We start from the raw sequence: 24,320 nt of genomic DNA, 5'->3' as shown, positions 1-24,320 counted from the left end.
AGCAGGCGTTTTAGCCACACACTAGGTATTAAGATGGATCAAAAGCGTTTTGCCGTCGCCTCTAAAGAAAGCCTTAAGCGTATATTTACTGTACCTGAAGCGCCAGACTCAACTTTAAGCAAAATAGAGCTTGAAATATCGAGTAATTTAGCAGGTTTTTTAAACGAAAACATTGCGGCAATTGAAAAACCATTACACGAAATTGAAAAAGACTTTCAGTCGGCGATGATCCCAGAGGATCCAACGTTTGTATCTGCTTATGCGCAAGATATAATGGAGCAGCTGGTTGCACACTCTGTGCACACCGCAGCGCCTAGCTTTATTGGCCATATGACTTCTGCTTTACCTCATTTTTTACTACCACTGTCAAAGCTAATGGTAGGGCTAAATCAAAACCTAGTAAAAATAGAAACCTCTAAAGCTTTTACCCCACTTGAGCGCCAAGTGCTTGGAATGATGCATCATTTAGCGTACGGGCAACAACACGAGTTTTATGCTAAATGGATGCACAGTGCAAAAACATCATTAGGTGCATTTTGCTCAGGCGGTACTGTAGCCAATATTACGGCGTTATGGATTGCGCGAAATCGCTTATTAAAACCTGATGGCGATTTTAGGGGGATAGGCGCACAAGGCTTAATTGCCGGTATGCTGCATTACGGCTATAAAGGCTTAGCTATTTTAATTTCTGAGCGAGGCCATTATTCGTTAGGTAAAGCGGCTGATTTATTAGGAATTGGTCGTGAAAACTTAGTGGGTATTAAAACATGCGAAAACAATAAAGTTGATGTTAATGCCATGCGCGAAAAAGCCTTAGAGCTTGAAGCGCAAGGTATTAAAGTAATGGCCATTATTGGAGTAGCGGGTACCACAGAAACTGGTAATATCGATCCCCTTGAAGTGATGGCAGATTTAGCACAAGACATTAATTGCCACTTTCATGTTGACGCTGCATGGGGCGGGGCAACTTTGTTATCTAATACCCATCGCCATTTACTCAAAGGTGTTGAGCGCGCAGACTCAATTACCATTGATGCACACAAACAAATGTATGTTCCTATGGGAGCTGGGCTGGTGTTGTTTAAAGATCCAACCGCTACCGATGCAATTGAACATCATGCAGAGTATATTTTACGTAAAGGCTCAAAAGATTTAGGTAGCCATACACTTGAGGGAAGTCGCCCGGGTATGGCAATGTTAGTACATGCTTGCTTACGTGTAATTGGCCGTAAAGGCTACGAAATGCTAATCGATCGTAGTATTAAAAAAGCCCATTACTTTGCTAATTTAATTAAAGCAGATGAAGATTTTGAGCTGATCTCAGAGCCAGAGCTGTGCTTATTAACGTATCGTTATGTGCCTAAGCAAATAAAGCAGGCAATTGCAGATGCTGATCCACAAACACGGATTGATATTTTTGCCTCACTTAATCGCTTTACTGCAAGTATGCAAAAACGGCAACGTGAATCAGGGCGATCATTTGTATCACGTACGCGTTTAACGCCTACTCAATACGATAATCAGCCCACCGTGGTATTTAGGGTAGTACTTGCTAACCCACTTACATCAGGCGTTATTTTAAAAGAAATTTTAGCAGAACAAAAAGAGTTGGCTAAAACAGATCCGGTATTTAAAAAGTATTTAAGCAAGTATATGTAATTAAAATATTAGCTTAAATAAAAAAGACGCTATTTAGCGTCTTTTTTATTTTTATAATCGCAATTAAGAAAAGCTAAAACAACTCGCTTTAATTATATTAGTGATAATTTGCTGTGAAGGCTTAATTTTTTCCATTGCTAAAAATTCATCAGGTTGGTGCGCTTGGTTTATAGAGCCGGGGCCCATTACTATGGTTTCACAACCAAGCTGTTGAATAAATGGCGCTTCTGTACAGTAGTTTACTGCCACCGCTTTTTGCCCCGCTATTTTTTCGGCTAGTTTAACCAAAGCGCTATCGGTGCTACCAGTAAATGCAGGAATTGGTTCGTGTAAATCAATTACGCTTACGGCATTAGGGTATTGCTGGTTTATTTCGTGAGTTGCATCAAGTACTAACATTTGCAGCTCTTGCACGCTTAAGCCCGGTAATGGGCGCATATCTATATGCATTTCGCAGCAACCACAAATTCTGTTCGCGTTGTCGCCGCCATGAATATTACCAAAATTTAAGGTTGGATAGGGTATTTCAAAGTGTTCTATTGAATATTTATGCTTTAACTGTTCTTTTAAGATCAGTAGTTTTGTAATCACTTTGTGCATTACTTCGATGGCGTTAACACCACGTTCGGGATCTGAGCTATGGCCTGAGCGTCCGACTACTCTAATTGCGGTACTCATATGCCCTTTATGTGTAAATACTGGAGTCATATCAGTGGGTTCGCCAATTATACAGCGATCCGGTTTTAAATTTGGATGTTTACAAATTTGTTGAGCACCGGCCATTGTTGTTTCTTCATCGGCGGTGGCTAAGATCAAAATGGGCTGAGTTTGCTGCTTTTCATCAAGTTCACTAATAGCTTGCAGTACAAAAGCAAAAAAGCCTTTCATATCAATACTGCCTAAGCCATATAGTTTATTGTTGTGCTCGGTCAATTTAAATGGATTATGATTCCAGCGGCTATCGTCAAATGGCACTGTATCGGTATGGCCAGCGAGCATTAATCCACCATCGCCTTTACCGCGTTTAGCTAATAAATTATAGCGACCTTTGCCGCCTTCTAATTCAATTATTTCACAGCTAAAGCCTAAGCTTTCACACCATTGTGCCAGTAATTCAATAACATTTTTATTACTCATACACAGGCTATCTTCAATGGCACTAATAGAAGGCGCTGCAATTAATTGTTGGTACATAGAAATAAATGAAGGCAAAGACATAAAAAATCCAAAATAAGTAATCAATTTAATTGCATAACAATATAAAAGTATTTATGATGAATATCAATTCACTTTTTAAGCATAAATATTTTAAAAGTAGCGCCATGAAAATAATACGACGATAATCAACATTCATTAATTAATTAAAGTCTTAATTAGCCCAGAGCTAGTTTAAGCGAACAACATGGATAAGTAGTAACTAATTTTAAATAACGAGTAAACAATGAATGTAGTGATTATTGGCGCAAGCGGTTATAGCGGCGCAGAACTAGCAAGTTTAGTTGCTAAGCACCCTAAACTAATTTTAACTGGCTGTTATGTATCGCAAGGTAGCTTAGATAAAAATAAATTGCTGAGTGATTTATACCCCGAACACTTAGGGCTACTCGATCAGCCTTTACTGCCTCTTAGTGAATCTGCTTTTAGCGATATTGAAAACAGTGCCGATTACGTGTGTTTATGTACCGATCATAAAGTAAGCGTAGATTTAGCGCCGCGTTTTTTAGCCATGGGTAAAAAGGTATTTGATTTATCTGGTGGGTATCGCCTTGCGAGCAATGACGACTACGTTACTTATTATGGCTTTGAGCACCAACATCCAGAGTTATTAAATCAAGCTGCTTATGGTTTAGCTGAGTGGAATAGCGATGCTATTGCCGCGGCGCAATTAGTAGCCGTAGCGGGTTGTTATCCTACGGCTGCGCTTAATGCACTTAAGCCTTTGCAGCAGGCCGATTTATTAACAGAGCAAACAATTATAATTAATGCGGTATCGGGTGTAACCGGCGCAGGGCGTAAAGCTAGTATTGGTACCCATTTTTGCGAAGTGTCGCTTGCCCCTTATGGTTTATTTAATCATCGTCATGGCCCTGAAATAGAGCAACACCTTGGTCACAATGTTTTATTTACCCCCCATTTAGGTAATTTCCCGCGTGGTATTTTAGAAACTATTTATGTGCAATTAAAGCCTAATGTCACCATTGAGCAAGTAACACAAGCGTACCAAGTACTTGCCGATGAGCCGTTAATTCGTTTACTGGGCGATAAAATCCCCTCAATTAAAGGCGTAGCTAAACAGCCATATGTAGATATTGGCTGGCAGCAACAAGGCACACAGTTAATTGTTATAGCTGCCATTGATAATTTATTAAAAGGCGCTGCAGGACAAGCATTGCAGTGTATTAATTTATCAATGGGATTGGCGCATACCACAGGCTTAAAAGGATCGTTTTAAATGAGTAAAAAAACCTGGGTAATTAAACTTGGCGGCGCTGTACTTAATACAGAAAACGCGGCTAAAGCATTATTTTCAGTACTTAATGAGCAGCACAACGCGCAGTTTGTCATTGTGCATGGCGGAGGCGCGCTTGTAGACACTTGGCTTAAAGACGCCGGTTTTGCCAGTGCAAAGCATCAAGGTTTACGTATTAGCCCTAAAGAGCAAATGCCGTACATAGTGGGAGCGCTTGCAGGTTGTGCTAATAAACAATTAATGAGTGCGGCAATTAATGCTGGCCATAAACCAGTTGGTTTAAGTTTGTATGAAGCTGGTGTTACTGCCACGCAAAAACTAAAAGCATTATGTTTAGTGGGTAAATGTACCAGTAACGATGATTCGATTATTAACGATTTACTAAAAATTGGCCGTATGCCAATTGTCAGCTCAATTGGTTTTGACTTGCAAGGGCTTTGGTACAACGTTAATGCTGACGAAGCCGCCGCTGCAATTGCCAACAACTTAAACGCAGAACTAATATTTATGACCGATGTTGAAGCAGTGCTTGATGCAAATAAGCAGCCTTTACATCAACTAGATACAAAACACATTGATACTTTAATAAATGAAGGAGTAATTGTGGGCGGGATGGAGGTCAAAGTTAAGACCAGTCTTCACGCTGCCCAACACTTACGACGCGGTGTGTATATTTCCAGCTGGCAAAAGCCAGAAAACTTAACAGCTTTGCTGCAAGGCAAGCATGTCGGAACTAAAATTACACCATAGGTTTATTATGTTTGAGAATTTTTTAACGGGTTTAGAATTAGACCAACAAGGCGCACTTAACTTATTAAAGCTAGCGCAAGATATTAAAGCAAACCCTAAAAAATACAGCCAAGTATTGGCTGGTAAGTCAGTGGTTACTTTATTTGAAAAACAAAGCTTACGTACACGTTTATCGTTTGATATTGGTATAAATCGCTTAGGCGGCCATGCCGTGTATTTAGATCAACAAAATGGCGCGATGGGTGCACGTGAGTCAGTAAAAGATTTTGCTCTTAATATTTCTACCTGGGCAGATGGTATTGTAGCGCGCGTAAATCAGCACAGTACATTAACCACATTAGCGCAGTATTCATCGGTGCCAGTAGTTAATAGCTTGTGTGATTTATATCATCCTTGCCAAGCACTTGCTGATTTTTTAACACTACAAGAAGTGCATGGCGATGTGAGTCAATTAAAGTTAGCTTATTTAGGTGAGGGCAACAACGTAACGCATTCATTAATGTTGCTTGCTGCAACATTAGGTACAGACTTTGTTGCCGTTACGCCTAAAGGATGTTCTCCAGATTCACAAGTTCTGAAAAAAGCGGAACAAATAGCAGCAATGAATGGTGCATCAGTAATGGTGAGCGACAGAGTAGAAGCTGCTGTTGGTGCAAACGCAGTATACGCCGACACTTGGGTATCAATGGGCGACACCACACCACTTGAGTTAGTAAAAGAAAAATACATGCCTTATCAATTAAATAAAGCATTATTAGAGCAAACCGGTGCAACAACAGTGTTACATTGCCAACCGGCACACCGTGAGTTCGAAATTACCTCTGAGGTAATGGACGGTCCAGCGTCAAAAATTATACAACAAGCCGAGAATCGTATGCATGCGCAAAACGCTCTGCTAGTTACATTATTAAATCCAAATTTTGTTAAGGAACACCTATGAGTTCATTTAAAAAAGTCGTTTTAGCCTATTCAGGTGGTCTTGATACGTCGGCCATTGTGCCATGGTTAAAAGAAAATTACGGCTGTGAAGTTATTGCCTTTGTGGCCGATGTTGGTCAAGGTGCAGAGGAGCTTGAAGGCGTAGAAGCTAAAGCTATCGCATCGGGTGCTTCTGAGTGTTATGTAGTTGACTTAAAAGACGAAATGGTAAGTGATTACATTTATCCTACGCTTAAAACAGGCTCAATTTACGAAGGTACTTATTTATTAGGTACGTCTATGGCGCGCCCAATTATTGCTAAAGCACAGGTAGAAATTGCGCGTAAAGTGGGTGCCGATGCACTTTCTCATGGTTGTACAGGTAAAGGTAACGACCAAGTACGTTTTGAATCGTGTTTTGCAGCGCTTGCGCCTGATTTACAAGTAATTGCGCCATGGCGTGAATGGGATTTATCAAGCCGTGAGTCATTGCTAGATTACTTAGCTGAGCGCGATATTCCATGCTCGGCATCGGCTACAAAAATTTATAGCCGTGATGCAAACGCATGGCATATTTCGCACGAAGGCGGCGAACTTGAAGATCCATGGTGCCAACCAAGTGAAAAAGTGTGGACCTGGACAAACTCTCCAGAGCAAGCGCCAGATAAAGCTGAACTAGTAACACTAAATGTAGTTGAAGGTGAAGTTGTTGCAGTAAATGGTGAGCAGCTTAAACCTTATGATTGTTTAGTTAAATTAAACGATATTGCATCGCCTCATGGTGTTGGTCGTGTTGATATTGTAGAAAACCGATTAGTGGGTATGAAATCGCGCGGTTGTTACGAAACCCCAGGTGGCACCGTAATGATGGCGGCACTGCAAGCCATTGACGAACTGGTGCTTGATAAAGCAAGCCGTAAGTGGAAAGAAGTACTAGGCGGCGAATTTGCACATTTAGTGTATGACGGTCGTTGGTTTACACCACTTAAAGACTCTATTTTAGCTGGTGCTGAAGCACTTTCTAAAGATGCAACAGGTGAAGTTGTGCTTAAGCTATATAAAGGCCAAGTTACAGCAGTGCAAAAGCAGTCGCCACACAGTTTATACAGCGAAGCGTTTGCTACCTTTGGTGAAGATGATGTGTACGACCAATCACACGCAGAGGGCTTTATTCGTTTATTCTCGCTTTCAAGCAGAATAAAAGCATTAGCTAAAAAGTAATTTTTACGCCCCTTGTTAAAAGGGGCAATATCGGGTTTGGAGAGATTTCATGGCATTATGGGGCGGGCGTTTTTCTACGGGTCCAGACGAGGCGTTTAAGCAATTTAACGACTCTCTTCCTTTCGATTATCAATTAGCAGAGCAAGATATAATAGGCTCTGTTGCATGGGCTGGTGCACTTGAGCAAGTTAATGTGTTATCAAGTGACGAGCACCAAGAGTTAGTTGCAGCATTGTACCAATTGCTTGAAGAAGTAAAAGCAGATCCACAAGCGGTAGCAACTTCAGGCGCAGAAGATATTCATTCTCATGTTGAAGCTGCGTTAATCGAAAAAGTAGGTGATTTAGCTAAAAAATTACATACAGGGCGCAGCCGTAATGACCAAGTAGCCACCGATTTTAGATTGTGGTGTCGCGACACTGCTGATCATATTTTAAAAGCCATTGCCCAGTTAAAGGGTGAGTTTGTTGCATTAGCAGAGCGTGAGCTTGGGACTATTTTACCAGGTTATACGCATTTACAACGTGCACAACCGGTATTGTTTAGTCACTGGTGTATGGCTTACGTAGAAATGCTAGAGCGTGATGAAAGCCGCCTGCAAGATGCTAAAGCGCGGATGAACTTTTGCCCACTGGGCAGTGGCGCATTAGCGGGTACGGCTTATCCAATTGATCGTCAAGCATTAGCACAGGGTTTAGGCTTTACAGGAGCGACTAAAAATAGCCTTGATGGCGTATCTGATCGTGATTTTGTAGTAGAGCTATTAAGTTGTGCGTCTATTTCGATGATTCACTTATCGCGTATGTCAGAAGATCTTATTTTTTATAACTCAGGCGAAGCCGGATTTATAGAGCTTGCGGATAATGTGACATCGGGCTCGTCGTTAATGCCACAAAAAAAGAATCCAGATGCACTGGAACTAATTCGTGGTAAAACCGGACGCGTTTTTGGTGCATTTAGCGCCATGATGATGACCCTAAAAGCACTGCCACTTGCTTATAATAAAGATATGCAAGAAGACAAAGAAGGCATATTTGACGCTATGCCAACGTGGCTTGCCTGTATTCATATGGCACAAGCGTGTATTAAAGGTATTAAAGTAAAAGGCGAACGTACACTTGCAGCGGCAAAAGGTGGCCATGCAAATGCAACTGAGCTTGCAGACTACTTGGTAGCTAAGGGCGTACCTTTTAGAGAAGGGCACCATATTGTGGGTGTACTGGTACAATTGGCCATTAGTGAAGGTAAAACGCTTGAAGACTTATCGCTTGAGCAATATAAATCGGTAAGTGACGTATTTGCAGATGATGTTTATCCGGTACTAGAAATTGACGCCTGCATTAAAGCGCGTCAAGCACTTGGCGGAACATCAATTGAGCAAGTAACCAGCGCTATTAAAGCTGCGAAAAAAAAACAGCAAATAACGGTTCGTGATGCCAATTTAGACGATGTTGAATCGATTGCTAAGCTAGTTCAGCATTGGGCTACGGTAGGCGAAAACCTACCACGGGCTAAAAGTGATATGGTGCATTCGATTAACGAATTTGCTGTAACCGAAATTAACGGCAAAGTATCGGGGTGTGCCTCACTGTACATTTACGACACAGGTTTGGCGGAAATACGTTCTTTGGGTATAGACCCACAAAGCGCAGTGTCAGGACAAGGGCGGCAGTTAGTTGAACATTTATTAGCGAAAGCCAAAAAATTGGCGTTAAATAGAGTAATAGTGCTAACCCGAGTCCCAGATTTTTTTGAAAAACAGCGTTTTAGCTTTTGTACCAAAGAAAGCTTGCCAGAAAAAGTAATGAAAGATTGTGAGCTTTGTTTACGTAAAGAAAACTGCGATGAAGTCGCAATGGAATATATTTTAAAGCTAAGTAATAAAGCGGAGATCCCGTGTAAATTCGTGGCTTAAACTCCCTAGATGTAAAAAACGTACGGGTTACCCTCGTGCGTTTTTTTATGGGTGAAAAACACTAATTTAAGTTATAAATATAAAGTTTTATGATTATTTCAAGGTGTTAATTAAAAGTTGGCACAGTGGTTGCTTTTGTTATAGGTGTAAAATGTAGTAACAGCTTAGATAAAAATGTTGCTGCTAAATATAAGGTAAATTTAATTACCCTCTTTAAAAGGTGTAATACAAGATTTCGCCAACAATACAAAAATACCTATAAGGAATAATCACATGCAAGTTTCAGCTAACAACCAACTACAAATGCAAGCATACAATAAAACGCAACAATTAAAGCCAGCAATGGAACAAACTGCTAGCCCTAAAACCCTGCAATCTGATACAGTAAGCTTCTCTCAAGAAGGAATGGCGGCCGCTGGTGCAGACCTTCAGCGTGGTGGTGGCATAGTTATTCCTGTTAAGCCAAAATAATGAATTAAGGTCACGAATGTTTTTAACTGAGTTTTTTGGTTTGTTTTCGCTATCGGCTTTTATAATGTGGGGCTTCTTGATGGCGTTTTTATTTAATATTTTCGTTTATTCGTTAAGTATTAAAAGAGATACAACTCTATTACTCAGTTCATTTATTATGATGACCTCTTATACGGTATCAGATTATTTTCTTACCTGGCTTTCTATTAAAATTACGGTTTATTTGGACTGGGCACTATATGACTACACAACACTAACGGCACTTGTTGTTTGCTATCTTATTATAAAAAAGACAACGCCTTCTTTTTTATACTTAATTCTTGGGTTAACAATTAACTCCTTTCTTTTCATGTTTATGTATATAGATATGTATATATATAAAAATATTGAGCCATGGTTTCTTTGGGATATATATACATTTTCTGTCAATTTAATTGATTTAATAATGATAGTCGCTCTAATTGTTGATCGAGACTTCCTCGGCTTACATAAGCTAAAAAATATTATAGTGTCCTTATTTAAAAAATTTAACTTAAAACATTCTCATTAATTAAATGTATCTAGTCGATTTGTTTTTAGCTGATTACGTATGGGCGTTTATACAATGGGGCTTTTTAATGGCCTTTTTATATTCGCTAGTGTCGGGTATTAATAAGGCCGATAAGTCATTAATTTATATAGCTGCTATAATGATGTGCTCCTACACCTTTAGTGATTTACTGCCTATATTAAATAATATCTACCTAGATTGGATTCTCTACGATCTCCTAACAATTACAATATTGATAGCCGCTATATTCACTTCTTATGTATTAACTTCTACAGCCAGTAATTATATTATTCTTGGATTATTTGTTAATGCCTGCCTAACAATCGCTATTTATTACGACTTGTATGTATTAAATAACATTGACGAATGGTGGCTTTGGAGTGTTTATTCAATTGGCGTTAACGTTATCGATTTACTTATGATTGCAGTGCTTTTTATAAATAAAGACTTTTTGGGTTTGATTGAGCTCAAACGTTTTATTTTTAATCGTAGTGTATTACAGCAGAATCAAATTGACCATTAGTGAAACAATAGGCCAATCAATAGGCGCTTTTATTTTATGGGGCTTTTTAATGGCGTTTTTGTACACGTTAGTATCAAAAATTAATAAAAAAGACAAAGATACTATCCAGCTCGCTTTTATTATGATGACTTCATATTTTTTAAGTGCATTCCTCGATTATGAAACAGTGACACTTATAGATTGGGCAACATACGATGTGCTGACAATTGGTGTAATTATTGTGTGGGGTGTATTGATTAAAAAGCCTAAACCAATTGCATTTATGTATTTAATCGTAGGACTAAGTATCAATGCTTGTTTGTTTTTTGCTATGTATTACGATATTTATGTTTTAGAACAAACCGAAGTTTGGTGGTTGTGGACTTTGTACGCAATAGGGATAAACGTTGTTGACTTATTGATGGTGCTAGTATTAATTATAAATAAAGATTTTTTAGGCCTAGTATGGGTATGTAACCAAGTTAAAGCGCGCTATATGCATAGAGCTAGCGCACTTAAGTAATACGCTCGTTAGCTTATTTGCTGTAGCTGCAACCTAGCTTTTTATTAAGTGCAGCCATTACAATAGGGTCTACAAATTCGCTTACATCACCATTATGGCGTGCCACTTCTTTTACTAAGGTTGACGAAATAAACGAATTTCGCTCTGACGGGGTTAAAAATACACTTTCTAAATCTGGGTTTAGGCGTCGATTCATATTCGCTAGCTGAAATTCATAATCAAAATCAGAAACCGCTCTTATGCCTCTAATTAATACATTAGCATTGTGATCGCGTGCCAAATCAGCAAGTAAACCTGAAAATCCTATCACTTTTACATTATCTATATGAGTTAAAAGAGTATTAGCTAGAGCTACACGCTCATCAAGGCTAAAGCAAGGCTGTTTACTGGGGTTATGAGCAATAGCAACGATAACAGTATCAAACATCTTTGAGGCACGTTGAATTAGATCTGTGTGTCCGTTAGTTAGCGGATCAAAAGTACCTGGATAAATTGCAGTGATTTTCATAAAGTATCGCTATGTATTATTTTTAGCATTAGTGTAACAGTGTTTTTTATACAAATCAGCCTAGTAAGTGGCTTTAATTGTCACGACTAAGCTATTACACAGAGTGTTTAATTATGCTGTTTTTGTTTATACTAGACAACTTATTGTACGAATTGTAACTTGTTGAATAAAATAGAGTGTTAGTATATGAATACCAAGGATAAAATAATACACACCAGTATTTCATTGTTTAATGAGCATGGTGAGCGAGCGATATCAACTAATCATATAGCCTCGCATTTAAACATGAGCCCGGGTAATCTTTACTACCATTTTAAAAATAAAGAAGACATTATTCGCCATATTTTTGCGCTGTATAGTGAGCACTTGAGCACTCATTTTAAACCTATAAACAAAAATGATGATGCATTTAGTCAGTTAACGGTATATCTAGATTCGTTATTTGAACTGATGTGGCGCTACCACTTTTTTTACGACAATTTAGGCGATATTTTGGCGCGAGATACGCAGCTAAAGCAGGCTTATATTGATTTTCAACTAGAGCTGTTAGAGCAGGTGCGTAAAATAATACTTGGTTTACGTGATAGTGAAATGATTGCGATTAATGAGCAAGATGCGCTCGAACTTGCACATACGCTTAAATTAACAGTTAGTTTTTGGACCCCTTATATTAAAGCCCGCAGGCTCAGTGGCGCACTTGCCGAGCAAGATATTTATCATGGTATTTTAAAAGTATTAACTTTATTTAGAGCCTACAGCACAGATAAAAGTAGCGATAAAATGAACCAGTTACGCGAAAAATACACGCAACTTGCTCACTCAGCCCCAAGTATTCCGGCTGCTCTTAGTTCCTAGGCGTTAATTTTTTTGCTATAATCGCGCGCCCAATGCCTGGGAGCGCGAATTCCCGCAGTCTAAGAGTGAACTATGCTTAAATTTATCGTCAAACTACATCCTGAAATTGCCATCAAAAGCCGCTCGGTTCGTAAACGCTTTACCAAAGTGTTAGAAAATAACATTAAGATTGTACTGCGCCGTATTGACGAAAAAGTACAAGTTAGAAACAACTGGGACAATATCTCAGTAGTTACCCTACTTGAAGGTGAGCAAACACGTGCCACTTTTATTGATAGCCTAGCGCGAATTCCGGGTATTGTGCAGTTTATAGAAGTAACCGAAACGAGCTTTGAAACGCTTGACGATATTTATAAAAAAACCATTGAATTAGTTGGTCACACCATTGAAGGTAAAACGTTTTGTGTACGCGCTAAACGTATTGGTAAGCATGACTTTACTTCAACGGAGTTAGAGCGTTATGTGGGCGGTGGACTAAATCAGCATGTTGCCGGTGCAAGCGTAAAGCTAAGCCACCCAGAAGTAACGATACGCCTTGAAATAAAAGACGAGAAAGCTTACATAGTATCGCATACTCACCTTGGCATGGCAGGCTTCCCGCTGCCAACACAAGAAGATGTACTATCACTTATGTCTGGCGGTTTTGATTCGGGTGTAGCCAGTTATCAAATGATCCGCAAAGGCGCTCGTACGCACTTTTTGTTTTTCAATTTAGGCGGTGCGGCGCACGAAATTGGTGTTAAACAAGCGAGCTACTACTTATGGAATAAATACAGCTCAACCCATAAAGTTAAATTTATTACCGTTGATTTTGAACCAGTAGTAGCAGAAATATTAGAGAATATTGAAAACAGCCAAATGGGTGTGGTGCTTAAACGCATGATGATGCGCGCAGGCAGTAAAGTGGCCGAAAAATTAAATATTCAAGCTTTGGTAACCGGTGAAAGTATTGGTCAGGTTTCTAGCCAAACATTAGCAAATTTAAGTGTCATTGACCGCGTAACCGAAACCCTTATTTTACGCCCGTTAATTCAACACGATAAACAAGAAATTATTAATATTGCACGTCAAATTGGTACGGCCGAAATGGCCGAAACGATGCCGGAATACTGTGGTGTTATTTCTAAAAAGCCAACTGTTAAAGCTAAAATAGAAGTAATAAAAGCAGAAGAAGAGAAGTTCGACTTTGATATTCTTAATACCGTGATAGAAAACGCACGCGTAATGGATGTGCGCGATATTGATGTAGAAGCTAAGCAGGAACTAAAAGAAGCTGAGTCGGTTGCCGATTTACCAGCTGGTGCAGTGGTAATTGATATTCGCTCTCCAGAGGAAGAAGAAGCAGCACCACTGGAAATTGATTCTATAGAAGTGGTGCATTTGCCGTTTTTTCGCTTAGCAACTAAGTTTGGTGATTTACCAAAAGATCAAGACTATTACTTGTATTGCGATAGAGGTGTAATGAGCCAGTTACAAGCGCTTATTCTACACGAACAAGGCTTTACTACGGTAAAGGTATATCGCCCGTAGAAGTTAACTATTTAAAAAGCGTGGTTTATACCGCGCTTTTTTTTGCTGCAATTTTAGCTAAAAGTTCATCGTTAAAAGGGGTTTTTATATTATAAAGCTTGCCTTGCTCGCTAATGTACCCACAAATTGCCATTATTTCAGTTGCTCTATTGTGAGCAACATCTTGTTGCATAGATGAGAAGTTCTCTGCGGTACGTGCCATCACATCATACGCACTGCTCAGTGCATTGATTAACGTTACATCAAGGTTTTTTGCCTTAGCAATATTACATGCTTCGGTTAGCAGGTTAATTATAATTGAGCAATATTGAGGCTCGCGCAACTGACCATTTTTAATGTTATGTAGCGCACTTAGCGGATTTATTGCTATGTTAACTAATAACTTATTAAAACGTAGCTGCTCAATATTCATAGACGCATTTAAAAGGGGTATCGCGGTTAATTGATCCGCCATAATTTTGCTATTTTTAACACCTAAGTTGTTACATCCGCCAATTATACTTTGCCCATTACCAGTGTACTGTACTATATATTGGTTTGATTTAAACCCTGCCATGCTCGTTGTTAAAAAATAAAGCGCTTGGTGCTCATTAAGCTCACATTTTAACTGCTCTACATTACCCATACCGTTATGCGAAAGCACAACAGAGCAATGCTGAGGCAAAAAATGTTTTATTTGTGCAAATGCGCTTTGCACTTGAAAGGCTTTTACCGTAAATAAAAACACATCAAATTTAGGTAAACTATTAAGCTCATTTAATGAAATAAAAGAGGCATTTATTTTTTGTGAAGCACTGTTGTCACTACTGTAAAAGCGAGTGTTACTCGTACTTTTTCGGGTTAACACGCTTACACTATGCTGCGCACTTAAAAAGTGGGCTAATAATAAGCCTATTGCGCCGTCGCCAATAATAAGAATTTTAGCCATGAGAGTTCTTTTTACGTGGGGTTAAAATTGCTTTGATTATAAAGTAGCTTGCTGCGCCGGCAAAATCTGCAATAAAATCTGCGATTGATGCTTGCCTATATGGAAGTGCGTCTTGCATTATTTCTATTGCAGCACCGTAACCGGCTAATAAAAGTATTTGTGCGTATAAAGGGAGTTTAAACGCTTTATCCATTATTATGGCAAGGATGAAAAATATCCCAAAGTGGGCTACTTTATCAACATGAGGAAACAGGTTGCCAACCCCTTTTATTTCTTTCGCAAATAAAAAGGTAAACACCACAATACTAATTAAAAAAATTGCTTGATAAACACGCCTTGTCACAACAAATCCTAAAATCGCTTAAAAAAGAAACCGTAGTATATCAAACTAATTTAGTATCGCACCTGAACAAGATGCATAAAAGTGTAAAGATTTATAGTTTTAGCGTTATAATCGCTTTAATAAATTAAGTATAAAATTAAGATAAAATAGTTAGGAGAAATCAATGCCTTCATTTGATATTGTATCTGAAGTAGAAATGAACGAAGCTAAAAACGCAGTTGATAATGCAAACCGTGAACTAGAAACTCGCTTTGACTTTAGGGGAGTTGATGCATCGATTGAGCTAAATGATAAAGTAATTAAGCTTAAAGCCGAAGCTGACTCTCAGGTTATACAATTATTTGATATTTTAGCGAGTAAAATTTCTAAGCGTGGTATGGATGTATCAAGCCTTGAATTGCAAGATATTAGCCGAGCGGGTAAAAATGTTTTTCGTAACGTTGGTTTAAAGCAAGGTATTGAAAAAGAGATGGCTAAAAAAATAGTTAAAGCCATTAAAGATTCAAAAGTTAAAGTACAAGCCGCCATTCAAGGTGAAGAAGTACGCGTAACAGGTAAAAAGCGAGATGATCTTCAAGAAGCTATGCAAGTAGTACGTAGCGCCGATTTAGGCCAGCCATTTCAGTTTAAAAACTTCCGCGATTAATAAAACAGATTACAGATATTATAGAGATTAGGAGACTAATTTTTAAAAAATTTGTGTTAAAAAAGCCAAGCTACAGCAATGAAGTTTGGCTTTTTTGCTATTAGTAGCTTGATATGTAATTTAACTCTTTTAAAGTGATTGTTGAGGGTTTATATCGTTAAAAATCAAACTTTGGCTATATAGACGTCTATTGACATTTGTAAACAAAATACTCACAATAGCGACCTATTTTCAAGGTGCTTGCTTAATACCTTTGTATACGTTTCAAAGTATTGAAATTAACAGCAAGATAATCGGGAAGTTGGTGCGTTTTCAAGACGATAACAACCCCAACACTGCCCCCGCAACGGTAAAGTATTAGCAGCTATTATAGTGTTGACTGAGTCCGGAGACCGGCCTTGAAGTAATCTTACTTATTAACATCTTTGCGGTGGGCAAAGGTAGGGGACATCATGTTAAATAAATCAGCACTTGGCGTTGCAATTTCTGCCGCGCTTTCATTTTCTGTGTCTGGCGCAGAGCAATCAATTGAAAAAATAACCGTTACAGCTAATAAATTTGAGCAATCAATCAATGACGTTTTAGCAAGTGTAAATGTTATCGAGCGTGCAGAAATAGAAGCAAGCAACGTACGCGATTTACCAACGCTATTAAGTAAACAAGTTGGTTTTCAGGTTAATCCAAACGGTGGTTTTGGTCAAAGTACAGGTGTGTCACTTCGTGGTACTGGCTCTGGCGATGCGTTGATTTTGATTGACGGTGTACGTACAGGGTCTGCAACACTTGGACAAAAAGCACTAAATAATGTCCCTTTAAATAGTATTGAACGCATTGAAATTATTAAAGGCTCTCGCGCGGCTATTTATGGCTCTGACGCACTCGCGGGCGTAATTAATATTATCACGCGTGAGTCAGATAACTTATCTGTGAGTGCTACGTTTGGTTCTGATTCTTATCAAGATTATCAGGTGGCTGGCTCTGTAAAATCAGGCGATGTTACTACTGCGTTTAACGCAGGTTTTGAAAAAACTGATGGTTTTGATGTACTCCAAGGTGTAGCACCAGATGAAGATGGCTATGAAAATAAGAATCTTGGTTTTAAAGTAAATTATACCGATGCACGCTACGGCAACTTTAAGTTATTAGGCCAATACAGTGAAGGCTATGTAGATTACGACAATCGTTTCAGCCCAGCCACAAGTACTGTAGAAACAGGTGATTTTAAAAACTATCAGCTTTCTGCAGGTTGGAATAAAAACTACACTAACCAATCGCACAGTATTGATATTGCTATTTCAACAGATGATTCACACGATACCTCAGCATTTGGTGTAAATGATTTTATAACGAAACGTGTGCAATTGGATTATAACGGTCAATATACATTATCTGAAGAGCTTAATATTAGCGGCGGCGTTAACTGGTACAACGATGATGTATCTCGTAGTACAACGCAGTATGGTGTACAAGAGCGTGATGTATTAGCTGTATTTGTTGGTGCTTATTATAATACAGAGAAAGTGTTAGCTAATTTAACTGTGCGTCAAGACGATGATGAACAGTTTGGTGACGAAACGACTTACACTGCAGCAGCTGGCTATCATTTATCTGAAGACGCAACCTTTAGAATAAGTCAAAGCACTGGTTTTAAAGCACCTACATTTAACGATTTATACTTTCCGGCTTTTCCTGGTTTTCCACCTTCATCTAATCCTGATTTAGAGCCTGAAAAATCATTAAACCGAGAGATTGGGTTAAATGTAGATTTTGATATAGCAAGTGTTGATGTTGCTATTTTTAGAAATGATATTGAAGATAAAATCTCTTTGGATTCTAACTTTTTTCCTATCAACTTAAATGAAGCACGCTACGAAGGGGTTGAGTTTAGCCTGTCACAACAAATTTTGGGTTTCGATAGTAATCTTAACTTTGCTTATTTAAGTGCAGAAGACGAAGAAACGGGCGCAGAGTTACGTAATGTTGCTAAACGTACATTTAATTGGGAACTTGCAAAACAGTTTGGTGCGTTTGATGCGAGCTTAGACATGCAATATCGTAGTGACCGACAAGGTGCTGTGACGCGTTTAGGCTCATACACGCTTTGGAACTTAGCGGGTAATTATCAAGTAAATGAACACATTGAGGTTTCGCTTCGTGTAGAAAACTTATTTGATAAAGAGTATAACGTGGTTGACTCAAGCACTGATTCTATAACGGGTGAAGTATATTACTACAACACACCAGAGCGTCGCTTTTTTGCGGGCGCAAGCTACCAGTTTTAGCCGTCTTTAATGCTTTTAATGCCTTTAATAGATAAAGATTATTAAATTAAGCTGAAAATACAAAAGCCCGATTTAAATCGGGCTTTCTACTGAGTAGTTAAACTTAGCTAGTCAGTTAAAAACTCTTTAAATACGGTTTCAAACTTATGTAATTTAGGTGCTATTAAAATACTACAGTAACCCTGCTGTGGGTTTTCGTTATAGTAATCTTGATGATAATGCTCTGCTGGATAATACGTAGTGGCAGGGCTGACTTCTGTCACAATTGGCTCACTCACATGGCTTTGCAGTTGAGCTATCATTTCATTGGTTTGCTTTAGTTGAGCCTCATCGTGATAGTAAACAACACTTCTATACTGTGTGCCTATATCGTTACCTTGGCGATTTAATTGTGTTGCATCATGCAAAGTGAAAAACATTGCTAGCAGTGTTTCAAAGCTAACTACAGTGGTGTCAAATTCAACTTTAACAACCTCAGCGTGCCCGGTTGTGCCAGAGCATACAGAATTATAGGTTGGGGTGTCGGTTTCGCCACCGGTATAGCCAGAACTTACATCTAATACGCCATTTACACGTCTAAATGCTGCATCTATACACCAAAAACAGCCGCCACCAAAGGTAGCGACTTGCGTTGTTGAACTCATAAATACTCCAAAATAGCTGTAAGTTTAGATTATGCAGAGCATAAGTCTAAAGCGTCGTAACAACAAGGTTACGACGCTATTAGGAGGTTAGATCTCTTCGAATGGCTTTTTAGCGGCTTGTTTATCAAGTTTTTGCTGCAAAAACTCAGGTGACTGTGTATTGCGCGCAAGTGCATAGTAAGCAGCAGGTACTACAAACAGAGTCAGTAGGGTTGATACAACAACACCGGTAAACACTACAACACCAATTACCATACGGCTTTCTGCACCCGGGCCCGAGGCTAAAACCAGAGGTACCGCACTCATTACAGTGGTTAATGAGGTCATAATAATAGGGCGTAGGCGCTGCGTAGCGGCTTGTAAAATAGCTTCGCTAAACTCTACGCCTTTGTCGCGTAGTTGGTTAGTAAACTCAACAATTAATATGCCGTTTTTAGCACTTAACCCTATGAGCATCACAATACCTATTTGGCTGTAAATATTGAGCGTAAGTCCTGTGGCCCACAAGCCAAACATAGCACCCATTAAGCCAAGGGGTACGGTAAGCATTATTACAAATGGGTGCATAAAGCTTTCAAACTGTGCCGCTAGTACTAAAAAGGTAACCGTAAGTGCTAAAATAAACACGTAGGTCATGGCCGAAGCACCTTCATAAAACAACTGCGATTCGCCTTTGTAGTCAATCGCGCCATCTATGTTGTTTTCTTCCATGGCCACTTTGTTTAAAAAGTTAAGTGCTTGCTCAAGTGTATAACCATCGGCTAAGTTGGCGCTTAAGGTAATTGCACGCATACGGTTGTAGCGGTTTAAGCGCGATGCGGTAGCTTCTTCTTTTAAGCTAATTAAACTATCAAGCGGGACTAGCTCGCCACTGCGTGATTTAAGATAAATGTTTGATATATCAGTAGGGTTGGCAAAGTCTTCTTTAGTGCCTTTTAAAATAACGTCGTACTCTTCGCCGCGATCTATAAAAGTAGTAACACGACGCTGACCTAGCATGGTTTCGAGTGTACGCCCTACATCAGATACAGAAATACCTAAATCGGCCGCTTTGTTTTTATCTATGCTGACTAAAAACTGTGGGAATGTTTCTTTGTAATCATGATCGATTCTAACCAGTCCTGGATTTTTCTCAGCGCGCTCTATAATACGGTCGCGCCAATCGGCTAGTTGTGCGTAATCGTTACCTTGTAGTACAAACTCGATTGGGCGTGATGAACCACCGCCGCCAATGCCTCGGCGCATAATAGCAAAGGCTCGCACGTCGGTAACTTCCTGCAGTTTAGTGCTTATTTCGTCCATTATTTCCCAGGTAGAACGTTGGCGTTTGTCCCAATCGGCCATACCTACAATTGCTACACCGCCACTGCCGCCCCAGCCTGGTACGCGCACGAGTACGCGGCTTAGCTCACCAGATTCAGAGTAAGGCATTAAGCGATCTTCAATTTTACTCATGTTAGCGGCATTGTTCTCATAACTGGCGCCTTCAGGGCCACTCATCATAACAAAAAAGGTACCACGGTCTTCTTTAGGTGTTAGCTCAGAGGGTATTTGAGTAAATAATGAATAACTTACAAAGCCAGCTAATAATAAGCTGATCATTAAGCCCCATTTGCGGGTCATGTTAGAGGCAAGTGAGTTACGATAACTAAGCTCTACCTTAGCAAAAAAGCGGTTCATCGACTGGCTAAATTTACTTTCTTTTTCAGAGGCTTTTAATACTTTAGAACATAACGCAGGTGAAAGAGTAAGTGCTGTAATACTTGAGAAAAACACTGCGGCACTTACCGCCATAGCAAATTCAGTAAATAAAGCACCAATACGGCCATCCATAAATACTAAGGGTACAAATACCGAAATAAGCACTAAAGTGGTGGCAATAATTGCAAAGCCCACTTCGCGCGCGCCTCTATAAGCGGCCAATAAAGGAGGCTCGCCAAGCTCTATGCGGCGATGAATGTTTTCTAACATAACAATGGCATCATCAACCACTAAGCCGATTGCTAGTACCAGTGCAAGTAAAGTAAGTAAGTTAATGGAATAACCCATAGCGAGTAAAAACATAAAACTACCCACTAACGCCACCGGCACAGTAACTGCAGGGATTAAGGTGGCACGAATATTACCTAAAAATATAAAAATAATTAATACAACTAAGCCCATAGAAATAGCAAGGGTGCTGTATACCTCATTAATCGATTCTTTTATAAAAATAGATGAGTCGTAACTATCCTCTATAGTGGTTCCTTCGGGTAGGTTACGTTTTATTTTTTCAAGTTCGGCGCGGGCGTTATCAACCACAGTTAAGGTGTTGGCTTTAGCTTGCTTTACAATGCCTAAACCAATCATATTGCGGCCATTACCCCGAAATAAACTCTCGTCATCGGCGGCTTCTAGGTGTACATCAGCCACTTCACTTAAGCGTACTAGGTAACCGTCATCACCGCGTTTTATTACTAGGTTTTGAAAGTCGCGCTGATCTTTATAACTGCGGGCTGTACGTACAGTAAAGTCACGGTCAACCGATTCAATTTCGCCAGCGGGTAACTCTACGTTTTCGGTGCGTAGTGTTTGTTCTATATCGCTCGCAGTAATACCGCGAGCAGCCATTGCTTGGCGGTTTAGCCAAATTTTCATGGCGTATTTTCGCTCACCACCAATGCGTACGTTAGACACACCATCAACTACGGCTAGGCGATCAACAATAAAACGCTGTGCGTAATCAGATAATTGCATTGAGTTCATGGTTTCGCTGTTTAGCACAAACCATACAATAGGGCTTTCATCGCTGTTAGACTTAGACACCTCAGGCGGGCGAACTTGTTCAGGTAGGCTATCTGCGGCGCGGGCAACACGTTCACGCACATCGTTAGATGCAGCATCTATATCGCGCTTAATATCAAACTCAATCGTAATATTTGAGCGGCCATTACGGCTCGATGAGTTAATACTTTTAATGCCTTCAATACCCGATATACGATTTTCGATGACTTGGGTTATTTTGGTTTCTATAATCTCTGCAGAAGCACCAGTATATTCGGTACTAATATTAACAATAGGTGTTTCAATATCAGGGTACTCACGCAGTGGCAGCATGCTAAAAGCAACGAGCCCAAAGGTGAGTAAAAGTAGATTTATTACAATCGCAAAAACAGGGCGTTTAACGCTAATATCGGTAATTTTCACGGGTTATCCCTTCACGCTAACTTTACTGCCAGAGCGAATTTTTATTAGCCCCTCAGTTATAATTTGCTCACCATCGGTTAAGCCTTCATCAACAGCAACCCAGCCGTTATTTCTGCCCGCAATATGCACTTCAACACGATTAGCAACACCGTCCAAAATTTGAAATACGTAATGTTTGTCTTGTAGCGGAATAATTGCTTTTTCTGGAACTATTAATGCTTGGTTACTACTTAGCTCTAACGCTGTTTTAAGTAGCATACCAGGGCGAAGCAAACCTGAATTATTTGCAAAGCTGGCGGTTACTTCTACGCTACGCGTTACCGAGTCAATACGCGAACTAATATGCGTTACTTTACCGATAAAGGTTTGATCTGGATAAGCATCATTTTGAGTGAGCACTTTCATGCCGGTAGCTAATTGCGCTAAATATTTTTCAGGTACTTTAAAGTCTACTTTAATGATACTTATGTCATCGAGGGTGGTAATAATTGAACTGTTATTTACATAGGCACCAATCGATATTTCACGCTTGCCCAACATGCCAGAAAATGGCGCGGTAATGGTCATTTCAGCTAGCTTGGTTTTAGCACTTTCTAATTGTGCTTGGGTGGCATCAACTCGTGATAATTGCTCTTCAAGTAACGATTTTGCTGTTGACTGAGAACGTGAAAGTTCGGTAAGTCTATCGAGTTGGCGTTTTTCTTCGCGTAAATTAATATTTAGCTCTTTTACAGCAATTTGTTCTTGTTGGCTTTGCAGTTGTACTAGCTTTTGGCCTTTGCTAACTAGGTCGCCATCTTCAAAGAAAATATTAGTCACGTAATCACTTTGTGCGCTGGTAATATATACAGCTTGGTTAGCGCGAGCGCTACCAATAGCTTCAATCATTACTGCATTTTCTTGCGAGGTAACAGTGTGAGCAGACACTTGCGTGGCCATTTGTGAAAAATCTGCTTGTTCACCTTGGCTAGCGGGTAAATATAAATAAACGCTAAATATTACGAGTAGCGTAATAATAAATGGAAAAAGAGCTCTACCTGATTGTCTTGAGTACATTGCTTTAATACCAAAAAATAAATTATAACTATTGTACGAAATAACACCGAGAAAAGGCGGTATTATGTCCCATTAATTTGTGAATTAAGCGTAAAAGTTATAATAATTAATTAAATAAACTCATGCTTGAGCTTTAAAAGGTATTTTATGAAGTTAAATACGTCGTGCAAAAAATGTTTAATGCTCAGAAAAATAGCATTGTGGGGCATTATTATGTTCATTTTTTACAGTGTTTATTATCAATATGGATGAGTTTAACGCTATGCAAATTAAGTATCGTGCGCAGGGAGCTAAGCATGGCATAGAAGTATTAATTGTTGGTGCGATTGGTTTGTTATTTATTATGCTGTTTAATTTATTACGCCCTGGTGAAATTAGCATTCTAGAAATTTTTTTAGTTAGTTTGTGTATTGCAGCAATAACAATTGGTTTTTTTAAAACCCAAGAGCCATTTTATAGCTTAGTGTTAACCACTGAGCAGTTAACTTATCAGCACAAATATGGTGTTTGGCATTTAGCTCATAGTAATTTTAAATCAAGCGGAATACCCAAAATAGCAGTAGGGCTTGAGCACTTAGAGCTTAACGTGGTAGGAATTAAGGTAAACGATATGGATGAGTTTTTAACGGGTTTAGCCCCAAGAATCGCAGGGAAATTATTGATAGAGCAGCGTCATTTATTTATGCAACTAATTCAAAAGAATTGCAAAAATGGCGATTGCCCATCAGAATGGCTGGTAGAGGATACACAATATAGATCTAAAAATGGAATTAGCTATAATGGGTTAATAGCAATGTTTGCCAACAGGGCTAAGCATTTGCAGTTACTAACAGGCTATGAGCTATTATTACCAGCGAGTGTATTAGATAGAAATATTTGGGAATTTAGTGCTAACTTAAATGCATGGCAGCGCGACCCCCTTAAATTTATAGCGTCGCAAGTAAGTAATTAAAACGCGGCAGTAGGAATAATAATGAGCCAAGAAAGAGCTTTTTTAAAAAGTGGTCGTAATACCATAATACATAAAGACAAAAAACTTGATTTAGTCATTGTTAATTCTGAGATCCACCCTCGAATTAAAGTGACCCAAAATGGCTTAGAACCATTTAAAGAAGAGCTGCCAAAAAACCGCCGTGACGCAAAAGAGCGTTACTTAGAAGTTGTTTATGTTGGTAGCGCCGATGTGTTTGGCGAAGAAAAACGATTGTTATTTATTCAAGCCCTTGATGGGCGGGAATACAAGGTTGATTACAGTAAAATAGGTACTAAGTTATTTGTACGTATTCATCAAGATAGTTATTTATAGTACTTAGTGGCACTTTTATTGCTTTAAATAATTATTAATTATTTTTTGATATAAAAA

General features: G+C 39.1%; 23 protein-coding genes and 1 riboswitch. Of the genes, 16 read left to right on the top strand and 7 right to left on the bottom strand.

Translation table 11 applies throughout. From position 1 onward, the window contains the following. Positions 1-33 precede the first annotated feature (33 nt). Positions 34-1,659: a pyridoxal-dependent aspartate 1-decarboxylase PanP gene (gene panP, locus AAEY55_RS01440; RefSeq protein ID WP_350549744.1), complete on the top strand. Its 1,626-nt coding sequence runs from the start codon at positions 34-36 to the stop codon at positions 1,657-1,659. A 63-nt stretch (positions 1,660-1,722) separates the two neighbouring features. Here panP and argE read toward each other — a convergent pair whose 3' ends face one another. Continuing rightward, on the bottom strand, positions 1,723-2,877 hold the full coding sequence (argE, locus tag AAEY55_RS01435) for an acetylornithine deacetylase (protein ID WP_086993975.1): 1,155 nt from the start codon (positions 2,875-2,877) through the stop codon (positions 1,723-1,725). Positions 2,878-3,100: 223 nt separating this feature from the next. On the opposite strand from argE, the gene argC reads away from it, so the two are divergent. From argC to AAEY55_RS01395, 9 genes are all read left to right on the top strand, one after another. After that, a complete protein-coding gene (gene argC / locus AAEY55_RS01430) occupies positions 3,101-4,111 on the top strand; it encodes an N-acetyl-gamma-glutamyl-phosphate reductase (protein WP_011328948.1) in 1,011 nt (336 codons plus the stop codon). After that, positions 4,112-4,879, top strand: a complete 768-nt coding sequence (gene argB / locus AAEY55_RS01425; protein ID WP_011328947.1) for an acetylglutamate kinase — start codon at positions 4,112-4,114, stop codon at positions 4,877-4,879. It abuts the gene before it with no gap. 7 nt (positions 4,880-4,886) lie between these two features. Beyond that, positions 4,887-5,819, top strand: coding sequence for an ornithine carbamoyltransferase (locus AAEY55_RS01420; RefSeq protein ID WP_011328946.1), 933 nt, complete (start codon positions 4,887-4,889; stop codon positions 5,817-5,819). Continuing rightward, positions 5,816-7,018 carry an argininosuccinate synthase gene (locus AAEY55_RS01415; RefSeq protein WP_011328945.1) on the top strand — a complete coding sequence of 401 codons (1,203 nt, stop codon included), beginning with the start codon at positions 5,816-5,818 and terminating at the stop codon, positions 7,016-7,018. Before AAEY55_RS01420 ends, AAEY55_RS01415 begins: the two co-directional genes overlap by 4 nt. Before the next feature lie 49 nt (positions 7,019-7,067). Continuing rightward, the gene (gene argH, locus AAEY55_RS01410) at positions 7,068-8,933 is read left to right on the top strand and encodes an argininosuccinate lyase (protein ID WP_011328944.1); all 1,866 of its coding nucleotides are present in this window, start codon (positions 7,068-7,070) and stop codon (positions 8,931-8,933) included. A 273-nt stretch (positions 8,934-9,206) separates the two neighbouring features. Then, positions 9,207-9,404 (top strand): hypothetical protein, encoded by a 198-nt coding sequence (locus AAEY55_RS01405; protein ID WP_011328943.1) that lies wholly within the window; start codon positions 9,207-9,209, stop codon positions 9,402-9,404. Between the two features lie 16 nt (positions 9,405-9,420). Then, positions 9,421-9,954: a hypothetical protein gene (locus AAEY55_RS18755; RefSeq protein ID WP_041454524.1), complete on the top strand. Its 534-nt coding sequence runs from the start codon at positions 9,421-9,423 to the stop codon at positions 9,952-9,954. Between the two features lie 67 nt (positions 9,955-10,021). Beyond that, positions 10,022-10,477 carry a hypothetical protein gene (locus tag AAEY55_RS01400; RefSeq protein WP_011328941.1) on the top strand — a complete coding sequence of 152 codons (456 nt, stop codon included), beginning with the start codon at positions 10,022-10,024 and terminating at the stop codon, positions 10,475-10,477. A 49-nt stretch (positions 10,478-10,526) separates the two neighbouring features. After that, a complete protein-coding gene (locus AAEY55_RS01395) occupies positions 10,527-10,979 on the top strand; it encodes a hypothetical protein (protein WP_350549739.1) in 453 nt (150 codons plus the stop codon). 13 nt (positions 10,980-10,992) lie between these two features. On the opposite strand, the gene coaD is transcribed toward AAEY55_RS01395, so the two are convergent. Then, entirely contained in the window at positions 10,993-11,487 is a 495-nt protein-coding gene (gene coaD, locus AAEY55_RS01390; RefSeq protein WP_011328939.1) for a pantetheine-phosphate adenylyltransferase, read from the bottom strand. 186 nt (positions 11,488-11,673) lie between these two features. Here coaD and AAEY55_RS01385 point away from each other — a divergent pair, with 186 nt between their 5' ends. Together AAEY55_RS01385 and thiI are read left to right on the top strand one after the other, a co-directional pair. After that, complete coding sequence (locus tag AAEY55_RS01385; protein ID WP_058373949.1) at positions 11,674-12,342, top strand: TetR/AcrR family transcriptional regulator; 669 nt, start codon at positions 11,674-11,676, stop codon at positions 12,340-12,342. Positions 12,343-12,414: 72 nt separating this feature from the next. After that, the gene (thiI, locus tag AAEY55_RS01380; RefSeq protein ID WP_011328937.1) at positions 12,415-13,872 is read left to right on the top strand and encodes a tRNA uracil 4-sulfurtransferase ThiI; all 1,458 of its coding nucleotides are present in this window, start codon (positions 12,415-12,417) and stop codon (positions 13,870-13,872) included. 25 nt (positions 13,873-13,897) lie between these two features. Here thiI and AAEY55_RS01375 read toward each other — a convergent pair whose 3' ends face one another. Both AAEY55_RS01375 and AAEY55_RS01370 read right to left on the bottom strand, forming a co-directional pair. Beyond that, positions 13,898-14,800, bottom strand: coding sequence for a 2-dehydropantoate 2-reductase (locus tag AAEY55_RS01375; protein ID WP_350549736.1), 903 nt, complete (start codon positions 14,798-14,800; stop codon positions 13,898-13,900). Further along, positions 14,793-15,143 carry a VanZ family protein gene (locus tag AAEY55_RS01370; RefSeq protein ID WP_011328935.1) on the bottom strand — a complete coding sequence of 117 codons (351 nt, stop codon included), beginning with the start codon at positions 15,141-15,143 and terminating at the stop codon, positions 14,793-14,795. Before AAEY55_RS01370 ends, AAEY55_RS01375 begins: the two co-directional genes overlap by 8 nt. 163 nt (positions 15,144-15,306) lie before the next feature. On the opposite strand from AAEY55_RS01370, the gene AAEY55_RS01365 reads away from it, so the two are divergent. Next, entirely contained in the window at positions 15,307-15,789 is a 483-nt protein-coding gene (locus tag AAEY55_RS01365) for a YajQ family cyclic di-GMP-binding protein (protein ID WP_011328934.1), read from the top strand. A 250-nt stretch (positions 15,790-16,039) separates the two neighbouring features. Beyond that, positions 16,040-16,205, top strand: a riboswitch (cobalamin riboswitch). A gap of 36 nt (positions 16,206-16,241) precedes the next feature. Beyond that, on the top strand, positions 16,242-18,071 hold the full coding sequence (locus AAEY55_RS01360; protein ID WP_350549733.1) for a TonB-dependent receptor domain-containing protein: 1,830 nt from the start codon (positions 16,242-16,244) through the stop codon (positions 18,069-18,071). A 107-nt stretch (positions 18,072-18,178) separates the two neighbouring features. Here the strand turns inward: AAEY55_RS01360 and msrA are convergent, their stop codons facing one another. The 3 genes from msrA to AAEY55_RS01345 all read right to left on the bottom strand — a co-directional run bounded on the left by msrA (position 18,179) and on the right by AAEY55_RS01345 (position 22,957). After that, a complete protein-coding gene (msrA, locus tag AAEY55_RS01355) occupies positions 18,179-18,715 on the bottom strand; it encodes a peptide-methionine (S)-S-oxide reductase MsrA (RefSeq protein WP_309216398.1) in 537 nt (178 codons plus the stop codon). Positions 18,716-18,802: 87 nt separating this feature from the next. Continuing rightward, the gene (locus AAEY55_RS01350) at positions 18,803-21,901 is read right to left on the bottom strand and encodes an efflux RND transporter permease subunit (RefSeq protein ID WP_350549730.1); all 3,099 of its coding nucleotides are present in this window, start codon (positions 21,899-21,901) and stop codon (positions 18,803-18,805) included. A 3-nt stretch (positions 21,902-21,904) separates the two neighbouring features. Next, entirely contained in the window at positions 21,905-22,957 is a 1,053-nt protein-coding gene (locus tag AAEY55_RS01345) for an efflux RND transporter periplasmic adaptor subunit (protein ID WP_350549727.1), read from the bottom strand. Between the two features lie 244 nt (positions 22,958-23,201). On the opposite strand from AAEY55_RS01345, the gene AAEY55_RS01340 reads away from it, so the two are divergent. Both AAEY55_RS01340 and AAEY55_RS01335 read left to right on the top strand, forming a co-directional pair. Then, complete coding sequence (locus AAEY55_RS01340) at positions 23,202-23,909, top strand: DUF2982 domain-containing protein (protein WP_179808032.1); 708 nt, start codon at positions 23,202-23,204, stop codon at positions 23,907-23,909. Between the two features lie 21 nt (positions 23,910-23,930). Then, a complete protein-coding gene (locus tag AAEY55_RS01335) occupies positions 23,931-24,263 on the top strand; it encodes a hypothetical protein (RefSeq protein WP_011328927.1) in 333 nt (110 codons plus the stop codon). Positions 24,264-24,320: the final 57 nt, after the last annotated feature.

The organism is Pseudoalteromonas sp. 120-MNA-CIBAN-0494, assembly GCF_040308885.1.
GTDB lineage: Bacteria > Pseudomonadota > Gammaproteobacteria > Enterobacterales > Alteromonadaceae > Pseudoalteromonas > Pseudoalteromonas nigrifaciens.
The sequence above is the reverse complement of the archived record's forward strand: the minus strand, read 5'-3'. Positions and strand labels throughout refer to the sequence as shown.

Excerpts from the sequence above, each read along its gene's own strand:
- msrA (WP_309216398.1), bottom strand. The coding sequence starts at position 18,715 with ATGAGTTCAACAACGCAAGTCGCTACCTTTGGTGGCGGCTGTTTTTGG.
- panP (WP_350549744.1), top strand. The coding sequence starts at position 34 with ATGGATCAAAAGCGTTTTGCCGTCGCCTCTAAAGAAAGCCTTAAGCGT.
- argB (WP_011328947.1), top strand. The coding sequence starts at position 4,112 with ATGAGTAAAAAAACCTGGGTAATTAAACTTGGCGGCGCTGTACTTAAT.
- argH (WP_011328944.1), top strand. The coding sequence starts at position 7,068 with ATGGCATTATGGGGCGGGCGTTTTTCTACGGGTCCAGACGAGGCGTTT.
- AAEY55_RS01345 (WP_350549727.1), bottom strand. The coding sequence starts at position 22,957 with ATGTACTCAAGACAATCAGGTAGAGCTCTTTTTCCATTTATTATTACG.
- AAEY55_RS01400 (WP_011328941.1), top strand. The coding sequence starts at position 10,022 with ATGGCCTTTTTATATTCGCTAGTGTCGGGTATTAATAAGGCCGATAAG.
- coaD (WP_011328939.1), bottom strand. The coding sequence starts at position 11,487 with ATGAAAATCACTGCAATTTATCCAGGTACTTTTGATCCGCTAACTAAC.
- AAEY55_RS01340 (WP_179808032.1), top strand. The coding sequence starts at position 23,202 with ATGGATGAGTTTAACGCTATGCAAATTAAGTATCGTGCGCAGGGAGCT.
- AAEY55_RS01385 (WP_058373949.1), top strand. The coding sequence starts at position 11,674 with ATGAATACCAAGGATAAAATAATACACACCAGTATTTCATTGTTTAAT.
- thiI (WP_011328937.1), top strand. The coding sequence starts at position 12,415 with ATGCTTAAATTTATCGTCAAACTACATCCTGAAATTGCCATCAAAAGC.
- AAEY55_RS01365 (WP_011328934.1), top strand. The coding sequence starts at position 15,307 with ATGCCTTCATTTGATATTGTATCTGAAGTAGAAATGAACGAAGCTAAA.
- argC (WP_011328948.1), top strand. The coding sequence starts at position 3,101 with ATGAATGTAGTGATTATTGGCGCAAGCGGTTATAGCGGCGCAGAACTA.
- AAEY55_RS18755 (WP_041454524.1), top strand. The coding sequence starts at position 9,421 with ATGTTTTTAACTGAGTTTTTTGGTTTGTTTTCGCTATCGGCTTTTATA.
- AAEY55_RS01420 (WP_011328946.1), top strand. The coding sequence starts at position 4,887 with ATGTTTGAGAATTTTTTAACGGGTTTAGAATTAGACCAACAAGGCGCA.
- AAEY55_RS01335 (WP_011328927.1), top strand. The coding sequence starts at position 23,931 with ATGAGCCAAGAAAGAGCTTTTTTAAAAAGTGGTCGTAATACCATAATA.
- AAEY55_RS01415 (WP_011328945.1), top strand. The coding sequence starts at position 5,816 with ATGAGTTCATTTAAAAAAGTCGTTTTAGCCTATTCAGGTGGTCTTGAT.
- AAEY55_RS01375 (WP_350549736.1), bottom strand. The coding sequence starts at position 14,800 with ATGGCTAAAATTCTTATTATTGGCGACGGCGCAATAGGCTTATTATTA.
- AAEY55_RS01405 (WP_011328943.1), top strand. The coding sequence starts at position 9,207 with ATGCAAGTTTCAGCTAACAACCAACTACAAATGCAAGCATACAATAAA.
- AAEY55_RS01395 (WP_350549739.1), top strand. The coding sequence starts at position 10,527 with ATGGCGTTTTTGTACACGTTAGTATCAAAAATTAATAAAAAAGACAAA.
- argE (WP_086993975.1), bottom strand. The coding sequence starts at position 2,877 with ATGTCTTTGCCTTCATTTATTTCTATGTACCAACAATTAATTGCAGCG.
- AAEY55_RS01360 (WP_350549733.1), top strand. The coding sequence starts at position 16,242 with ATGTTAAATAAATCAGCACTTGGCGTTGCAATTTCTGCCGCGCTTTCA.